This is a genomic window from Chitinophaga sancti (genome assembly GCF_034087045.1).
Lineage (GTDB): Bacteria > Bacteroidota > Bacteroidia > Chitinophagales > Chitinophagaceae > Chitinophaga > Chitinophaga sancti_B.
Window position 1 is genome coordinate 7,184,651 of sequence record NZ_CP139247.1, and the last position, 17,118, is coordinate 7,201,768.

Genomic DNA, 17,118 nt, shown 5'->3' on the forward strand with positions numbered 1-17,118 from the left:
ATATATACTTTTGTAAGCTCATCACCTAATTGTTAATGGGATCAATGCTGGTCCCTGATGATTGTAATAAAGCCTTTAGCAGGTGTGTTATAACCGTCTGCTTTCAGGATATAATAATAAGTGCCTTCTGCCAGGGGACTACCATTGTAAGTACCATCCCACTCATTGCTGTAATTCTTTTGATGATATACAACACGACCGGTACGGTCATAGATAATCAGGTCATTGTTTGGATAACGGCTTAGGTCATTAATGATCCATTTATCATTCTTGCCATCGCCATTTGGTGTCAGCAGGTTGATCGCATCTATTTTAAATTCATTCACTACTGTGATCGTCACCGCTCCTTCATTGATACAACCATTATTATCAGTTACGGTCACTGTGTATACAGTGTTCTCTACAGGCTTGATTTGCAGAGTTGCTGTTTGCTGACCGTCTACAACACCGCCGGCATTTGACCACTCATAACTGACCCCGCCAGTAGCAGTAAGATTCATGGCTGTTCCCCTGGAGATCACGGTATCCTGATCGGCTGTGATGATGACTGTTGGTAATGCATTTACCTTGATGGCAAATGTGCTGACCAGCGTATCTACACCACCGTAGGCAGTACCACCATTATCCTTCACTGTAACGGTTACATTGACTGTACCGCTGATGTTTGGTTGCAGGTGGTATGTAATCAGACCAGTGGCATTTATGGCCAGAGAAGTAAAGAATGGTTGGTCAGCGCTTACGGTGTAGCTCAGCGTTTGCCCGTCTTCTACAGCAGAAGCGCCGGTTGTCTGAACAGCCTGTGCTATCGTGATATCACATACTTCCTGATCTGCAATAGCGTCCAGTGTGGGTGCCTGGTTTACCTGACCTACCTGAATGGTAAAGGATCTTTCAGTATATAAACCATTTGCCAGTGTAGCACGTATGCTGACATTGTAAGTGTTCCTCACAGCATAATCCAGTATGGCGTTGGTCAACAGCTGGTTTCCTGAAATCGAGAAGAATGCATTGTCAGCGCCGCCTGCAACTAAGGTATAAGTATATACAGGATCTGGTTCCGCTGTTACACCAGAGAGATGACCTACGAGTGTTCCCACAGGTGTGTTTTCAACAATGATCTGGTTATCAAGCTGGATGTCTGTAGGCGGTAATGGTACGTATACCACATTTACATCTACTGTGGCAGCATTGCTCACATTCATACCATCACTCACTGCCAGGGTCAGGGTGACAGTTGTATTGTTGTTGGCATTCAATGCAGCTTCATCTTTTACAGAGAGCACTCCGGTAGCAGCATTGATGGCAAAGGCACCGGAAAGATCATTAGTTATGGTCCAGTTTTGCAGCACACCTGTAGCTTCAACAGCGTTGATCGCACCTACGATGGAGCCTGCGGCACTGTATTCGTCTATACTGAATGTCTGACCGGTGGTGATGACAGGAGCAGTAATATCTGATAATACAGAGATTGTATTAGAAGCAGTATTACCATTTGAGCCTTTGTTGATGGCTACATCTGCTGGCAGGGTCACTGTTACATTACCATCTGCAGATGGAGTGATAGTTACAGTATAAGTGATGTTATCGCTTGTTTGCAGGTTGCTGGCAGTACCATTTATAACGTTAAAGTCAGTGATTATGAGATCTGTTACCGCTTCGCTGAATGTAGCGGTAGCGGTATAAGGCGCATTGACTTTTGTAACAGTGGTAGATAATGTCACTGTTGGATGCACGGTATAAACATATATACCTGTTGTACTACCTGCATTATAGAGCGTAAGGTCCGCATTGTTAGTAAACACATCCTGGATGCTGCCTGTGATAGCAGATAATGAAATACCATCCAGATCATTTTCCCCATCCTGAACAGTATAGCTGAATGACAATGTGTTAGTACCTGTACCGCCAGTGTAAGCAGCATTTACAGTTGTACTGCCGATTGTAACCGGCAATACCGGCGTACCTGTTACATCCACCACGAAGTTAAACTGAACAGCAAAATCAAGTGTCTGACCTGCATGATAATAACCATTCGCCGGCACACTCACCTGTGTAATAACTGGTGGGATCGTATTTATTAACACACCAGTCGTAGAAGGCGCTGTGAAAGTCAGTACCGCATCATTATCAAAACCATCTTTAATACTACCACCACTTAATACCCCTGTTGCAATACCATCCAGATCCTGATCGCCATCTTTCACCAAATAAGTGAAGGACAATATGGTAGTACCTGTACCAATAAGATAATCAGCATATACTGTACTGTTACCGATAGTAAAAGCAATATGTGGAGTACCCCTTACATTCACAGCGTCACTAAATCTTACCTGGTAGAGCAATAAGCGACCTGTAGTATAATATCCATCAGCTGGCGCAGTTACCTGCGTAATAACAGACGCTATCGTATTCACAAGTACATCGGCAGTAGAAGGTGTATTCAATGTAAGTACCGCATCATTACCAGCCGCATCTTTTATACTACCACCACTTAATGCACCTACTCCAATACCATCCAGATCCTGATCGCCATCTACAATTGTATAAGAGAATGTCAACTCATCAGTACCTGTACCACTAATATAATTAGCATATACCGTACTGCTACCCATTGTAATAGCAATATGCGGCGTACCTGTCACATTCACCACTTCACTAAATGTCGCTGTGAAGTTTAAAATGCTACCGGATTTATAATATCCATCAGCTGGCGTAATGACATTGTTAACAATAGGGGCCGTAATATCAGCCAACAAGGTAAGCGAATTGGAAACTTTATTGCCATTACCGCCTAAATTCACCGCTGCATCTACTGGCAAATTAACTGTTACATTGCCATCGGCAGACGGGGTGATCGTAAAGGTGTAAGTAATATTATCAGTTGTGGACAACGCACTTGCTATACCATTCACTACTGTAAAATCAGTAGCTGTCAACCCTGTTACTGCTTCAATAAAAGTGGCTGTCACGGTAAATGCGCCATTCACCAAAGCAGGCGCCGTAGTGGTCAGTGTCACTGTAGGACGAATACCATTTACCTTTACTCCAGCTGCTACAGAACTGCTAAAAGAAATATTCAATACATTCCCCGCAGCATCAGTCAGCGAATTCCCATTCACCCGCAGCGGAGACATCGCTTTTATTCCGTCATTATCCAGATCTCCTTCCTTTACGGTATAATTAAATGTCCATGTGTTAGTTCCTGCACCTGATGCATAAAAAGCCTTCACTGTAGTACTACCAATGGTCAGTTCCACATAAGGTACATCACCTGCATTGTCAGTATTCACCACTTCACTCATATTCAATGCCAGCGTGATTACCTGTCCGATATGATAAGTAGCATCTGCAGAGAATTGTACAGACTGAATGCCCGGTGCTGTCTGGTCTATCGTCCATGAATAAATAGTAATCCGCCCTACATTACCAGCCAGATCTGTTGCTCTCACAAATACTGAATGTGGCCCATCACTCAATCCAGCTATTGTATAAGGAGAGGTAGCCGGCAGGAAAGGACTTCCATCTATGCTTGCAGAAAATCCAGTTACATCTTCATCCGCTGTAAATGTAAATGTCCCGGAATTACTATTTGTAGGGTTCGGAGGCCCTGTTACAATAGTAACCACCGGTGCTGTCTGATCCAGTTTAATAGCAGCATTTGTACCACTTACATTACCGGCAGCATCTTTCACCTGCATGTACACTTTCTGATTACCATCACCTGTTGCCAGCCTATATGATTTTGTCGCTGCAAATGTCTCGTAAGCACTCCAATTACTACTATCTGCCGAGAACCGCATTTGCAGGCCAGCATTTGCATCTGTGCCTGTTTCTGACAATGTTACATTCAAAGAATTTGTAACAGCTGCACCCCCATTAATACCCAGTGAAATAACCGGCGCTGTCCTATCGATCGTATAAATATCTCCGCTGGTGAACGGTACATTCGATATACCAGGAGTAATACCTGCACCATTTACATCCAACCGGATCGTACCATCACCGGTACCTGTATTTACAGCTACAAGATATGTTGTATTGCTTAGCTTCGTCACTGCTCCTATAGCAGCCCCTGTTATAGCCGTAGTTGTCAGGGTAAAAGCATTTGTTCCCGGTGTCGATACATCCGCGCTAAATGTCACCGTATAGGTAACTGTGGTTGCATTAGTTGGTGAAGCCCCATTTTTAGCAACACTTAATACTGTAGGCAGACTCAATCTGATCAACCGCCCATTTCCACTCGTAAAACCATCTGCTGCATACACCACACCATTACTATTAACAGTCAGTCCTATAGGATAAGTAACCGCAGATATTGTCAAAGATGAATCCAGGAGAACAACAGTTCCTGCAGCATCATTATATTTTACTACAGCAGCAACGCCTGTTCTCACTGCTTCAATTGTATATAAATTATTTGTTGCATCTGTCGCCAACGCAGAAAAGTTTCTGCCTGTAGCCTTCGTAGATAAAGCATAGGAAGGATAGGTCAGTTTCATGATAGCACCACCCGAATTTGCCGCACTTTCTATGAAATCTGTAAAATAAATATTTCCCTGTGTGTCTGTTGTCAGACCCCAGGGATAAGAGGTACCAGCTGAAGGTACTGCAATACCATCGTAGATCACTGTTCCAATATATGATTCTGCGAAGGCAATATAACTCACAACATCAAATTTGGCCGAAGAGCTGTTATACTCTATGGTCAGCAGGTTGTTTGATCTATCTACTGCAATAGCAGAAAAATATCTTCCGGATTGTACCACCGTTGGTGTATACGAGCCCGCGGTCAGTTTAATAACCTGACCGTTGCCTGTCTCTAAAGAATTAAGCACAAACACATCGCCGACGGAGTTAACAGCTATACCGCTGGGGTAATCACCCTTGATAGCTGTACCATGACTCAGACCTGAATAGATAACAGTACCAGTGCCAGTGCCGCTTGTAAATTTTACTACATCATATAAATTTGTAGCGCTATTCAGCCTGGTGGTATAAATATTATTACTGGCATCTTTGGCAACAGCTGTGTAAGAACCGCCTGTTTCCAGCGTGGAAAGGATATACTGTGCCTTGCCCGACTGCCAGACGGTTACAGCAACAATGATCAGGAGTAATACCCTGATACATTGTGTAAATGTATGCTTCATATAAACCTGTTAAATGCAGAGAAAAGGGTTCTGCCAGCCAGAGATATTCTCTTGATGAATGATCTGTAAGCTGGCATCGTCATGACGAATTCCCTCGCCCTGGTCAAGAATAATTTTATTTATCTTTTGGGAAGTGGTATTCAGTTTTATAATGTTGGACACAGGCAATCCTAATCCGGTAGAAGGATGGAAACCTTTCTCTCCCCTGGGGCCACGGATCGTGTTCGTGCGTAGTTGTGCTTTTACTTTGTCCCAGTCGCCCTTCTGTGCATAGGGCAACAATTCTTTCCACACCAACCCTGCTTCATAGCCCATCAATCCATATATATTCGCAGGCTGTTGTGCTTTGCGCTCAAATGTCTTTACGAACAGTTTATTTTCTTTGCGTTCATCCTCTTTCAGCCAGGTGAGTGCACTGTAAATTTCCAGTTCCAGGTGCTTTACATCATCCAGGATATCTTCATAGGCCATCGTCTCCACTACTGTCAATGGAATAGTTTTACTGAAGGGGCTTTCTTTCCATGCAGCCAGAAAACGAGTGCCCATATTTCCACCGAAAATGGCATGCACATAAGGTGGAGGATTCCGCTCTATTTCCGCAAAAAAAACAGTGAGGTCCATGGCATTGGTATCTGCAGGACTACTGGATAATACAGTCACCCTCAGCTCCTGTGCACCTGCATAGAATGCTCCCTGTTGAAATGCATTTGCCAGATGATACCCGGCCTCATAAACTGGCATTACCAGATGTCCTGCATTGCCAAAACGCTTTTGTGCCCAGCGCCCCAGTGCATATTCTGATTGCCATATCTGGTGAGATGCATAAAAAATATCCGGATTAATGGTAGCAGGATCAGGAATGAGCTCACCCATGTCAAAGAAGAAACCCAACTTACGCTGTGCTTCAACTACCGACATGAGTGAGGACAAAGATTTATAACTGATCAAACCTGACAAGACATCGGCCTGATTAAAAAACAATAATTTTTTAGCTGCCTCTGTGGTCGTAGCCGGGCTACCACTTCTTGTGAACTCCGGCATGATCTGTAAAATTCGCTGACGTGCAGGATCTAATCCCATTCCCAACATCCACCCTGTGATCAGGTGTGCTGAATAAAACGGATATACACCGCTATAAGGCGTCAGAAAACCAATGTTCAATTGCTTCATATTATGAACGGGAAGGGTACGTTCCTGCTGTTGCAATACAATAGTTAATGGCTAAGTATGGCTGTATAATAGAAACAGGCTGACTACCTCCCGTAACCATCACTGTAATCGTTCCTGAAACATCACCAGGTACCAGCGTAGCATCAGGGGAAGCAGTAGTATACCCATTCACATTAAATGTGTTTAACCCTGCACCTAAAGTTGGTAATTTAGCAGGCACCACTGTCGAACCAGGTACATTGGTAGTAGCTACACCTGTACTTGCCTTGGGTGCCGCAGTGAGTGTATGAGTGGTGGTATGTGTATGCGCAGGCAGTTGATTCATGGTAAGGGCAGTTGATTCTACACCTCCCATTTGTCCAATATTATAATTAGAAAGTCCCTGTCCCTGTCCCATACCTATAGGTATTCTGCCACGCAAATCAGGAACAGCAAAAGTACTCATGCCATCACCTCCATAATAGGTGCCGAGAAGGGAGAATAATGCCGTGTTCTGGGCAATTGAAATCAAAGCTCCATTACAAGCTAACCAGCTGCTATAGGGGGTGAAATTAAATGCAAAAGCTACGATAAGCGCCATGTAAGGTTCATTCATTGCAAGAAAAAATTATTGAAGTGTATATTAAATAAGATTACAATCAGGAAATGCAAATACCTTTCCTCCCTGCATGGCAGACTGACGACCCAATAAGCCAATCAGGCTATGAGTTGCCGCTGTATAAACAGGTAGTTGACTGCCCGGAGTTTTTAAGGTATTTATCAATTCATTCAATGCCATGGCAACCGGAGAGGCGGCATGTTGTTGCAGGTGCAGTTGGTCAGCTTCCCATTGATTATCACCAACCCGCATAGCTTTTGCAAAATCGATCCAAAATACTTCCGTACCATGAATATGGGTGCCTGTTGAATATCCCTTTTCTGCTTGCAGATACACCCGCTGTCCCTGTGTAGTGGTCAGACAGATGAGTGGAATATTTCCATTCTTAATAATAGTCAATTGTTGACCCGTTTTAGGATCTACCTTATTGACAATATAGTCCCGCTGCTGTGTAGTAGCCGCGATCGTTTCGAATCTGTTGTCTTTTCCTAACAAACTTTGTAAAAATAAAGCGGGATATAACGGATACGTATCTACCTGGGGAGGCATTGCATCATAAGGCGCACCTGCATATATTTTTTCCAGTGTGCCGAAACTGATATTGGAAATTGCCTGCAGATCATGCCGGTAACTTTGCTCATCCAGGGTAAAGTAATGACGACCTGTTTGCTGACTGGTCCTTATTATATCCCGATGCTCAGCTACCGTTTCGCCCATCACAGGACCACAGGCCACATGTTTACCCGCCAGCATCGCTGCTTTGGCAATCATATAGTGGGTATGTGCAGGGGTGGCAATAATCACCAGATCCAGCTCATCGCTGGCTAGTAACTTTTGCCAGTCAGTGTAGACTTCCGGACGATCAGATCCTTTAAATAATCGAAGACTCTCCTGTAAGGAACCATTGTCCGAATCACATATTGAAATGATTGCCAGATCTTTTTGGGGAAGTGCTGTTGTAAGATATTCTCGTCCCCAGATGCCGGTTCCGATAAATCCTGTGCGCAAACCTTTACTAACATTTTTAGAGAACAGAGACGACGGCATAACGGCCAGTGCAGGCAGTATATAGGCGACGTTTCTGAAAAATTCTCTCCTCTTTTGATTGTACATTTACAATTTATAGGGATAATTATTCAAATCGTTTACTCAATGGCTTTTTATAGGAATGAGGCTAAAAATTGAATTAAATTTGCCAGGTATGGTAGCACAAATGTATATATAAATTATACAAATATTAAAATATATTTTCCTGCAAGGCAATAAAAAACCGGGACCTGCTCACGCAAATCCCGGTCAAACTTTAGGTATATGTGTCAGGCTCTCTGTTCTTTCACATTCAACACTGCTACAGCAGCTATCATCATAAATACGCCCGCCATTACCAACGCATATATAGGCTGATCGTGAAAACAATACCTGACGATGAGACCACCGAACAAGCCATTCACAATCTGTGGGAATGTGATAAAGAAATTAAAGATACCCATGTATACCCCCGTCTTATGCGGAGGTATCACACCTGATAGGATAGCATAAGGCGTTGATAAAATGCTTCCCCATGCAAAACCAATACCGATCATAGGCAGTACCAGCAAGTCAGGAGATTGTATAAAAAAGATGGAGATCAGTGATACCCCTCCTGCTATCAAAGAGAAGGCATGCGCAACTCTCCTGTTTGTTTTACGCGCTATTGTAGGCAGGATCAGTGAATACACCGCCGATACCGCGCTATAAATGCTAAACAAGAAACCTACTTTATTGCCCGCATCAGCATAACTTGATGATGAGGTATCACCCGGCATTACCTTATAGATATGTTGCGCCACAGCCGGTGTGGTAAACACCCACATGGAGAACAAGGCAAACCAGGAACAAAACTGTACCAACCCTAACTGCCGCATAGCCGATGGCATGGCTGCAAAGTCTTTTGCGATTGTTCCCAATCCGGATGATACAGATGTTCCTTCAGAAGAAGGATTAAACTGTGCAAACTCCTCCGGACTATACTCCCTGCTCATAAATACAGACCACAGTATCGTCGCTATTAACACCACCGCACCTATGTAAAAAGAATAAATCACATTGTTTGGAACCACACCCGGTGCTGCTACTTTCGATACACCCGCATATTCCGCCAGCAAATAAGGCAATGAAGAACCCAATACGGCCCCCGCCCCTATCAGGAAGGTTTGTACTGAAAACCCCATACTCCGCTGCTCATCCGGCAAATTATCAGATACAAGCGCACGAAAAGGCTCCATGGCAACATTGATACTTGCATCCATCAATGTGAGCATCCCTGCTCCTATCAGCATCGGTGGCAACAGGTAAGCCAGCATGGACGAATTCGGTAACAGGATCAACGCTAATGCCGTCAACAGCGCACCGACAAGAAAGTAAGGACGGCGGCGCCCAAACCTGTTCCACGTACGATCACTATAATGCCCGATGATGGGCTGTACGATCATTCCGGTCACCGGTGCGGCTAACCAGAAAAGGGATAAATGTTCTACCTCTGCGCCATAGGTCTGTAGAATACGGGATGCATTTCCATTCTGTAATGCAAAACCAAACTGTATTCCGAAAAACCCCATGCTCATGTTCCAGATCCTTGCCGCAGATAAGCGTGGCTTTGTCATGCCTTTCATGGAATTCTTTTTTTCTGAAAACGATTTCATTCCACTTAGTGAATCCCCCGCTTTCATAAATGTTTTATTTGACCAGGTCCCTGTTGTTCAATTGTACAACAGCGCCCGCCTTTACTACGAATGTATCTTCATATACCTTTACAGCTACATCGCCACCCTCTTTATTCTCCAGGACAACACGATTTTTGTTGATCTCCACTTTCAGGATATTACTCCTGAAACGAATACTGAAAGCAAATGACTGCCAGCTATCCGGCAGAAAAGGTGTAAACTGTAACTGCCCATCACGTACACGCATACCTGCAAATCCTTCTACCACACTCATCCAGGTACCCGCCATCGAAGTGATATGCAAACCATCTTCTGTATCATTGTTATAATCATCCAGGTCCAACCGGGAAGTTCGCAGGTAAAACTCATACGCCCGCTCTCCATCTCCCAGCTTCGCAGCCAGGATCGCGTGGATACAAGGTGATAATGAACTTTCATGCACCGTACGTGGTTCGTAGAAATCAAAGTTTCTACGCAGCGTATCTATATCGAACCTGTCTTCCAGGAAATAAAATCCCTGCAATACATCTGCCTGCTTGATAAAACAACTTCTCAATATTCTATCCCAACTCCACTTCTGGTTCAATGGTCTTTGAGACGGATCCAGGTCTTTTACGAGTATCTGCTCTTTATCCAGGTAACCATCCTGCTGCAGGAAAATACCTCGCTCCGCATCTTCAGGATAGTACATATTATCTATGATATTTTGCCATTGCGCAACTTCAGTACCAGCATCAAATGAAGTTTTCTGGATAATAGCATCAGTTACCTGCGCCAGTGCCTCTATCGTATATTCCAAACACCACGTTGCCATGGTACTCGTATACCAGTTATTATTGATGTTATTCTCATACTCATTCGGCCCCGTTACGCCCAGCATCACATACTGCTTACGCGCCTCACTCCAATTCACTCTCTGTGCCCAGAAACGTGAAATACCAATCAGTACTTCCAGACCATACTCCGCTAAATAAGCAACATCACCGGTATAACGGATATAGTTGAATATCGCAAATGCAATGGCCGCATTTCTATGAATCTCTTCGAAGGTGATCTCCCACTCATTATGACACTCCTCCCCATTCATCGTCACCATCGGGTACAATGCCGCTCCCTTGTTAAACCCTAATTTACCCGCATTTTCTATCGCTTTATCCAACTGGTTATAGCGATAGACTAACAGGTTTCTCGCTACCTGCTGATCAGCTGTAGCCAGGTAAAAAGGTATACAATATGCTTCTGTATCCCAATAAGTGGATCCACCATATTTTTCACCCGTAAAGCCTTTCGGACCTATATTCAAACGGGCGTCTTCACCTGTATAAGTCTGGTTCAGCTGGAAGATATTGAAACGGATACCCTGCTGTGCAGCAGCATCTCCTGTTATCACTATATCGCTCTCCTGCCATTTACCGGCCCAGGCGGCGGCCTGTTCTTCCTGCAATTTTGCAAACCCTTTGGCCGCTACTTTATCCACTACCTTCCTACATGCTGCCAGCAATTGTTCAGCAGCATGATTCTCTGAAGTCAGGTTCGCTGCATATTTAAATATCACAGTTTCCTGATTCCGTGTTGCAGCCACAGTCAACTTACCACCTACAAATTTATCTTTATTCACTGCTGTAACAGCTGACGCCAGTTTGCGCCCCTGCTGATATACATGGAATAACATGCCCGTACAAACTTTAAAACCTGTTTTCTTTGTACGTAATGTAAGATAAGCTGTATTGTCGTGTATGCTGCTTTCTACGAAATCCCAGAATCCCTCGTCATAATTCGCATCCTGGTTTCTCACAGCGCCATCTATAAAAGAGGTAATCTCAATCTCCCCATCAAAATTCAATGGCGTAATACTATAACGCAATGCACCTGCCTCATCATCTACAATACTACAAAAGCGGGTCGCTTTTACTGCTACCTGTTTACCTGAAGATAAGGTCGCTGTAAACGTACGTTCCAGGTAACCTTCTTTCATATTCAGCACACGACGAAAATCAATCACAGTAGCATGATGTAAATCCAGCGCCACCCCATCTACCCTGATCTCTAACCCGATCCAGTTGGCAGCATTCAGCACTTTGGCAAAATATTCAGGGTAACCATTTTTCCACCAGCCCACACGTGTCTTGTCAGGATAATAGATCCCTGCTACATAGCTACCCTGTAATGTTTCGCCTGAATACGTCTCTTCAAAATTGCCACGCTGACCCATACGGCCATTGCCCAAACTGAAGATACTTTCTGAGATTTTGTTGTAACCCGGTATAAATCCTTCTTCGATGATATTCCACTCATCGACCTTTATATACTGCTTCATAATTATAAATCTTTTAAACGCTGAAGACTCATGTCTCCAAGACCACTGACAATCATATCTGCGTTACCAAGCACCTCTACCGAACCAATACCCACTACTTTCATCCCACCTGCCTTCGCTGCCTGTACACCCGCTACTGCATCTTCAAATACCACACAGTAAGCAGGATCTGCATGCAAACTATTCGCCCCTTTCAGGAACACTTCAGGATCTGGTTTGGAAGCTGTGACTGAGTTACCATCTACCACTACATCAAACAATGCAGTCAACCCCACTCTTTCCAGGATAGTACCCGCATTTTTACTCGCTGAACCCAAAGCCGTTTTTACACCCGCCTTTTGCAGACTTTCCAAAAACGCTCTTGCACCGGGCAATACCTCATCTGGTTGCATATGACGGATCATATCCACATACCATTCATTCTTGCGGGCCGCCTGTGCAGCTTGTTCTTCAGCGGATAGCTGCACACCTCCTATTTCCAGTATGATCTCGAGTGAGCGGGTACGACTCAGGCCTTTGAGTAATTCATTTTGTTCCTCCGTGAAGTCGAACCCCATCTCATTTGCCAGCCTTTTCCAGGCTTTGTAATGGTATTTGGCGGTATCTACTATCACGCCATCAAGGTCGAAAATACATGCGTCTATTCTGTCCATATCATCCATTTATTTGCTGTCTCAGTGAGCCAGTTCCAGTACCAGTGTAGTAGTAGCCGGTACATGCAGGCTGTCTGAAAGGCTATAGGTTTTATCAGTTACTATATCGTGCGCGCTGGAAAATCCAGTAGTTCTTTCTTTGAATCGACTCACATCAATGGTGACAGGATCACTGTTTGGGTTCAATACGATCATCACTGTATTGTCTGCATTATACCTGAAGTAGGTGTATACATTATTCTGAGGAATGTATTGCATCAGCTTACCGGTTTGTACCACAGGATTGTTCTTCCTGTAGTTAGCCAGCTTTTGTACATAATTATGCAGTTCATTTTCATCTTCATTACGACCTGCTGCGGTGAACTTATTCACCTTATCATTCTTCCAGCCACCTTTAAAATCTTCACGCACTAATCCATCCGGTGCACTGAAGTTCTTCATACCAATTTCACTACCGTAATACAACTGTGGAATACCACGGGTTGTCAGCAACCACGCCAGCGCAGCTTTGTACTTACCTTTGTTTTCCCCGATCACGGAATAGAAACGGCTCAGGTCATGATTATCCAGGAATACGACATTGCGCATCGGATCCTGGTATTGATAGTCTGATGCGAGGGTTGTATACAGTTTTACTGCACCATCATCCCACGCAGCTTTATCATTCATCGTGCCAGTGATCGCCCAGAGTGAATTGAAATCTGTGAGACCGGGTAATTGTGTATCCAGGTGCTGGTTCACAGTTTTACCCTGTGTAAAGTATACCTGGTCTGCTACACCTTTCACCCATACTTCTCCAAAGAAGGTAAAGGTTGGATATGCATCCTTGATCGCTTTGCCCCATGCTGCCATAAACTCGCCGTCATTGTAAGGATATGTATCGAGGCGGAATGCATCCACACCCGCATACTCTATCCACCAGATATGACTTTGCGTAAAATAGTTACGTACAAAAGGATTAGACTGATCCAGGTCTGGCATATGATTATCAAACCAGCCATTGGTCATCACATCCTTATCATACTGGGATGCATAAGGATCAAAGTCAGGCTGGGCCCTGAAACTGGAACGGGTGAACTCAGGCCACTGGTGTACCCAGCTCTTCATCGGCATGTCTTTCATAGTCCAGTGCTGGCTACCGATGTGGTTGTGCACGAGGTCCATGACCAACTTCATACCACGTTTGTGCAGACTATCTGCCAGTGTTTTGTATAATTCATTGGTACCATAACGGGGATCAGTACGGAACTGTTCTGTAGCAGCATACCCATGGTAAGATGCCTGTGGCTGATCGTTGGTGATCATAGGCGTCATCCACAGTGAAGTAGCGCCCAGTTCCTGCAGGTAACCAAGATGGTTAATAATACCCTGTATATCACCGCCATGGCGGTAATACATAGAGTCTCTGTTCAGCGTTGTCTCCTGCATACCTTTGATCACATCGTTCGTAGTATCCCCGTTTGCGAAGCGATCCGGCATAATAAGATATATCAGATCGCCCGCATTGAGGCCTTGTGCTTTCGTGCCAGTATTCCTGGCTTTCAGCTCGTAACTAAACACCAGATCTTTGCTGCCTTTCTTCAGGAACCTGATCGGGAATGTACCCGGAGCTGTTGAAGGATCAATATTGAGATCAATAAACAGGTAGTTCGGGTTTTCCACTTTATTCACCTTCAGGAGTGTAACCCCGGGATATTCCAGTTTGACGTCTCTTTCTGCGATCTTATTACCATGTACGATCAGTTGTAAAAAGGGCTGTTGCATTTGTACCCACCAGTTAGCAGGTTCAATACGCTCCAGGCTGGGAATTTGCGCCATTGACGTACTTGCCATCAACAGCAGCATCGTGATCCACCGAATCTGTTTCATACTATTATTCTAATTATTGAGCTGTGAGAGAATAAGTATAGTTTCCCGGGTTGCTTAAGTTCATGCTGATTGTATAAGTACCCGCTGCTTCTACAGTAATAGCGCCTGTTGTACCTGAAGCCAGTGTACCATTGTTGCTCACATCACTCAGGGTGATGGCATCTGCACTATTGGCTCTGAAGTAGAAGGTACCTGCACTTAATGTAGTCGTCACCGTCCATACACCTGTGCCAGCGTTAAAAGTCATGGCTGCATCTACACTACCAACTGCACTACCATAAATGCTCCAGGTGGTATTCGTCATTGTATATTTGAGTTGGTTGATATCTACTGTGAGGCGATAATAACCTCCTTCTGATACAGCGATATTACCACCGCTGGATGACAGCGATCCACTGCCACCATCGCCATAGTTCACATCCCAGCTCTTTGCAGTCGTTACTTTGAACTCTGTAGCGCCGGTGAGGTACATATACCCTTCGTAGTTACCATCGTTCTTTACAGAAGCCACACTATCCAGCCCTGCATTGTCAAATGACCAGCCTTCATAAGCACCCGGTAAATACAGGTATGTATATACTTTAGGTACATAGTAAGGTGTCACGGTCAGAGAAATACTGTCTGAATACACCTCATCTCCTACTGCATCTACAGCTGCTTTCACACGGATCACGAGATCATGTTGACGGCCGGCTGCCAGTCCCATATTATTAATGACCTGGTTCAGGGCAGCTACAGTATAAGCTTTCGTTAACGTACCTGTACCAATAGTAACGTCTGTTGCACTCTTAAAGCCATTGCCTTTCTCATCTATCTGCAGATAATAAGTAACGATGGATTTGTAACCCCAATCCTCAGAGGCAGTCCAGCTATAAGTTACTGCCGCGTTGGAAGCATCTGCTTCCGTAAATACAAATACGGAATCAGTCGCTGTAAATACGGGCGTAGTACCGCTTTTCACCTGGGTAAAGCTGCCATCCTTTTTACAGGAGAACAGGATCAGCATACTAAGGCTGAGGATGTATATATAATTGAAACGGAACTTCATGATGGAAAATGTTTTGATTAGTAACCACTGTTCTGTTTGAGATTTGGATTAGCCACCAGTTCTGTAGCTGGAATCGGATACAGTGTGCGGAAGTCTCCTACAGCTGTACCAGCTGCTACACCGCCTTTCCATGGCCATACATAACTGTTGCCCGTGAAGTATCCATAACGGATCAGGTCTGTTCTGCGATAACCTTCCCAGTAGAATTCACGACCTCTTTCATCCAGAATGAATTGAAGGTTGAGCTGACCACTGGTGATATCTCCGCTCGCATCGCCATAAGCTCTTTCACGGATTTTGTTTACATAAGTCAGTGCCTCGGCGGTGCTACCACCGGTACCTCCTCTCAATACAGCTTCTGCATAGTTCAGGTAAGCTTCTGGTAAACGGAACAACGGAAAGTCAGTATCTACAAATGTGGTGCTGGAACCAGTACCACCAGCAGATGTTTTATTGCTCCATTTGGTTACCGCATAACCATCGGTGAAAGTGGTCAGGTCTGTGATTTCCAGGTTTTGCCCGCTGGTATAAAACATCGCCCGGCTATCAGTCGCACCTGTTACATCTGGAAATAATTTCACAAATGCACTGGTAGTACGTAAACCAGCCCAGGCACTGCTTACACCAAAGTCAGAAGGTGTCATCGTTCCCCCCAATTGCGCGCAGACCAGGTATGTAGTACCTCCATAAGTCTGGGTTCTGGCACCGTCAAAGTTGGAAGTGAGCAGAAACTCTGATTTGGAAGTAGCGTTGTTATCTGCTTTAAACATGTTTGCATAACTGGACACCAGTGAATAACCGGAGTTGATCACTTTGGTACTATAGGTAATCGCATCAGTGTAATGATCAGTACCTGTATATACCTGTGCATTCAGGTATAACCTGGATAAGAGCATCCATACACAGGCCTTATCTGCACGACCATATTCATTGGCACCTGGATCTGCCAGCAGTGTTTCCAGTTCTTTCAGCTCTGACTCTATATATGTGAACAGTTCTGTACGGGAAACCTGGTTAGGATAATAGTAGGATACTTCGTTCGTATCGGTAGAGAAAGGTACATTCCCAAACATGTCCAATGCATGATAGTAACTCAGTGCACGCAGGAACCTGGCTTCTGCCCTGAATGTTTTTGCTTCTTCTGCATTCGTACCAGTAATACCATTGCTGCTCAGTTTTGAATCAGACGTCTGACGGATAAACTCATTACACTGGGAAATCTGGTAATAGAGACGGGCAAACATGGCAGTGATGAAGTTGTCATCCGCTGTCCAGTTCATTTTGTGGAAGTTCTGAATAGTACCATCATTCCATCCCATCACAGCTTCATCAGTAGGTAATTCCTGCATCTGGTAGTAAGCACGGATGTAGTTGGATGTACCTTCGTCTATACCACTTATATCAGCACTACCGGTTGGTCCGGTTTGCCCTGTAGTAGCCAGACCTGCATACAGCTTGGCCAGTATACTTTTGTAGTTACTAAAGTCTGTATATACACTGGCCGTCGTTTCTTCCGTGATAGGATTGCGGTCCAGGTCTTTTGTACATGCTGCCAGTCCCCATATCATCACACCGGCAAGTAATGTATTATATATGAATTGCTTGATCATA

Annotated in this window: 10 protein-coding genes; all 10 read right to left on the minus strand. The window is 44.4% G+C overall.

Translation table 11 applies throughout. From position 1 onward, the window contains the following. Positions 1-41 precede the first annotated feature (41 nt). Positions 42-5,150 (minus strand): gliding motility-associated C-terminal domain-containing protein, encoded by a 5,109-nt coding sequence (locus SIO70_RS28700; protein WP_320576691.1) that lies wholly within the window; start codon positions 5,148-5,150, stop codon positions 42-44. A 9-nt stretch (positions 5,151-5,159) separates the two neighbouring features. Then, positions 5,160-6,320: an ABC transporter substrate-binding protein gene (locus SIO70_RS28705; protein WP_320576693.1), complete on the minus strand. Its 1,161-nt coding sequence runs from the start codon at positions 6,318-6,320 to the stop codon at positions 5,160-5,162. A 1-nt stretch (position 6,321) separates the two neighbouring features. Next, entirely contained in the window at positions 6,322-6,915 is a 594-nt protein-coding gene (locus SIO70_RS28710) for a phage tail protein (protein WP_320576695.1), read from the minus strand. A gap of 27 nt (positions 6,916-6,942) precedes the next feature. After that, a complete protein-coding gene (locus tag SIO70_RS28715; RefSeq protein ID WP_320576697.1) occupies positions 6,943-8,031 on the minus strand; it encodes a Gfo/Idh/MocA family protein in 1,089 nt (362 codons plus the stop codon). Between the two features lie 203 nt (positions 8,032-8,234). Further along, the gene (locus SIO70_RS28720; RefSeq protein ID WP_320576699.1) at positions 8,235-9,569 is read right to left on the minus strand and encodes an MFS transporter; all 1,335 of its coding nucleotides are present in this window, start codon (positions 9,567-9,569) and stop codon (positions 8,235-8,237) included. A gap of 64 nt (positions 9,570-9,633) precedes the next feature. Next, positions 9,634-11,937, minus strand: coding sequence for a glycoside hydrolase family 65 protein (locus SIO70_RS28725; RefSeq protein WP_320576701.1), 2,304 nt, complete (start codon positions 11,935-11,937; stop codon positions 9,634-9,636). 2 nt (positions 11,938-11,939) lie between these two features. After that, positions 11,940-12,590, minus strand: a complete 651-nt coding sequence (pgmB, locus tag SIO70_RS28730) for a beta-phosphoglucomutase (protein WP_320576703.1) — start codon at positions 12,588-12,590, stop codon at positions 11,940-11,942. 21 nt (positions 12,591-12,611) lie between these two features. Then, positions 12,612-14,459, minus strand: coding sequence for a glycoside hydrolase family 13 protein (locus SIO70_RS28735; RefSeq protein ID WP_320576705.1), 1,848 nt, complete (start codon positions 14,457-14,459; stop codon positions 12,612-12,614). A gap of 13 nt (positions 14,460-14,472) precedes the next feature. Then, entirely contained in the window at positions 14,473-15,507 is a 1,035-nt protein-coding gene (locus SIO70_RS28740; RefSeq protein WP_320576706.1) for a SusE domain-containing protein, read from the minus strand. Positions 15,508-15,524: 17 nt separating this feature from the next. Continuing rightward, the gene (locus SIO70_RS28745) at positions 15,525-17,117 is read right to left on the minus strand and encodes a RagB/SusD family nutrient uptake outer membrane protein (RefSeq protein ID WP_320576708.1); all 1,593 of its coding nucleotides are present in this window, start codon (positions 17,115-17,117) and stop codon (positions 15,525-15,527) included. Position 17,118 lies beyond the last annotated feature (1 nt).

Coding starts and splice junctions, on each gene's coding strand:
- SIO70_RS28700 (WP_320576691.1), bottom strand. CDS start 5,150: ATGAAGCATACATTTACACAATGTATCAGGGTATTACTCCTGATCATT.
- SIO70_RS28705 (WP_320576693.1), bottom strand. CDS start 6,320: ATGAAGCAATTGAACATTGGTTTTCTGACGCCTTATAGCGGTGTATAT.
- SIO70_RS28710 (WP_320576695.1), bottom strand. CDS start 6,915: ATGAATGAACCTTACATGGCGCTTATCGTAGCTTTTGCATTTAATTTC.
- SIO70_RS28715 (WP_320576697.1), bottom strand. CDS start 8,031: ATGTACAATCAAAAGAGGAGAGAATTTTTCAGAAACGTCGCCTATATA.
- SIO70_RS28720 (WP_320576699.1), bottom strand. CDS start 9,569: ATGAAAGGCATGACAAAGCCACGCTTATCTGCGGCAAGGATCTGGAAC.
- SIO70_RS28725 (WP_320576701.1), bottom strand. CDS start 11,937: ATGAAGCAGTATATAAAGGTCGATGAGTGGAATATCATCGAAGAAGGA.
- pgmB (WP_320576703.1), bottom strand. CDS start 12,590: ATGGACAGAATAGACGCATGTATTTTCGACCTTGATGGCGTGATAGTA.
- SIO70_RS28735 (WP_320576705.1), bottom strand. CDS start 14,459: ATGAAACAGATTCGGTGGATCACGATGCTGCTGTTGATGGCAAGTACG.
- SIO70_RS28740 (WP_320576706.1), bottom strand. CDS start 15,507: ATGAAGTTCCGTTTCAATTATATATACATCCTCAGCCTTAGTATGCTG.
- SIO70_RS28745 (WP_320576708.1), bottom strand. CDS start 17,117: ATGATCAAGCAATTCATATATAATACATTACTTGCCGGTGTGATGATA.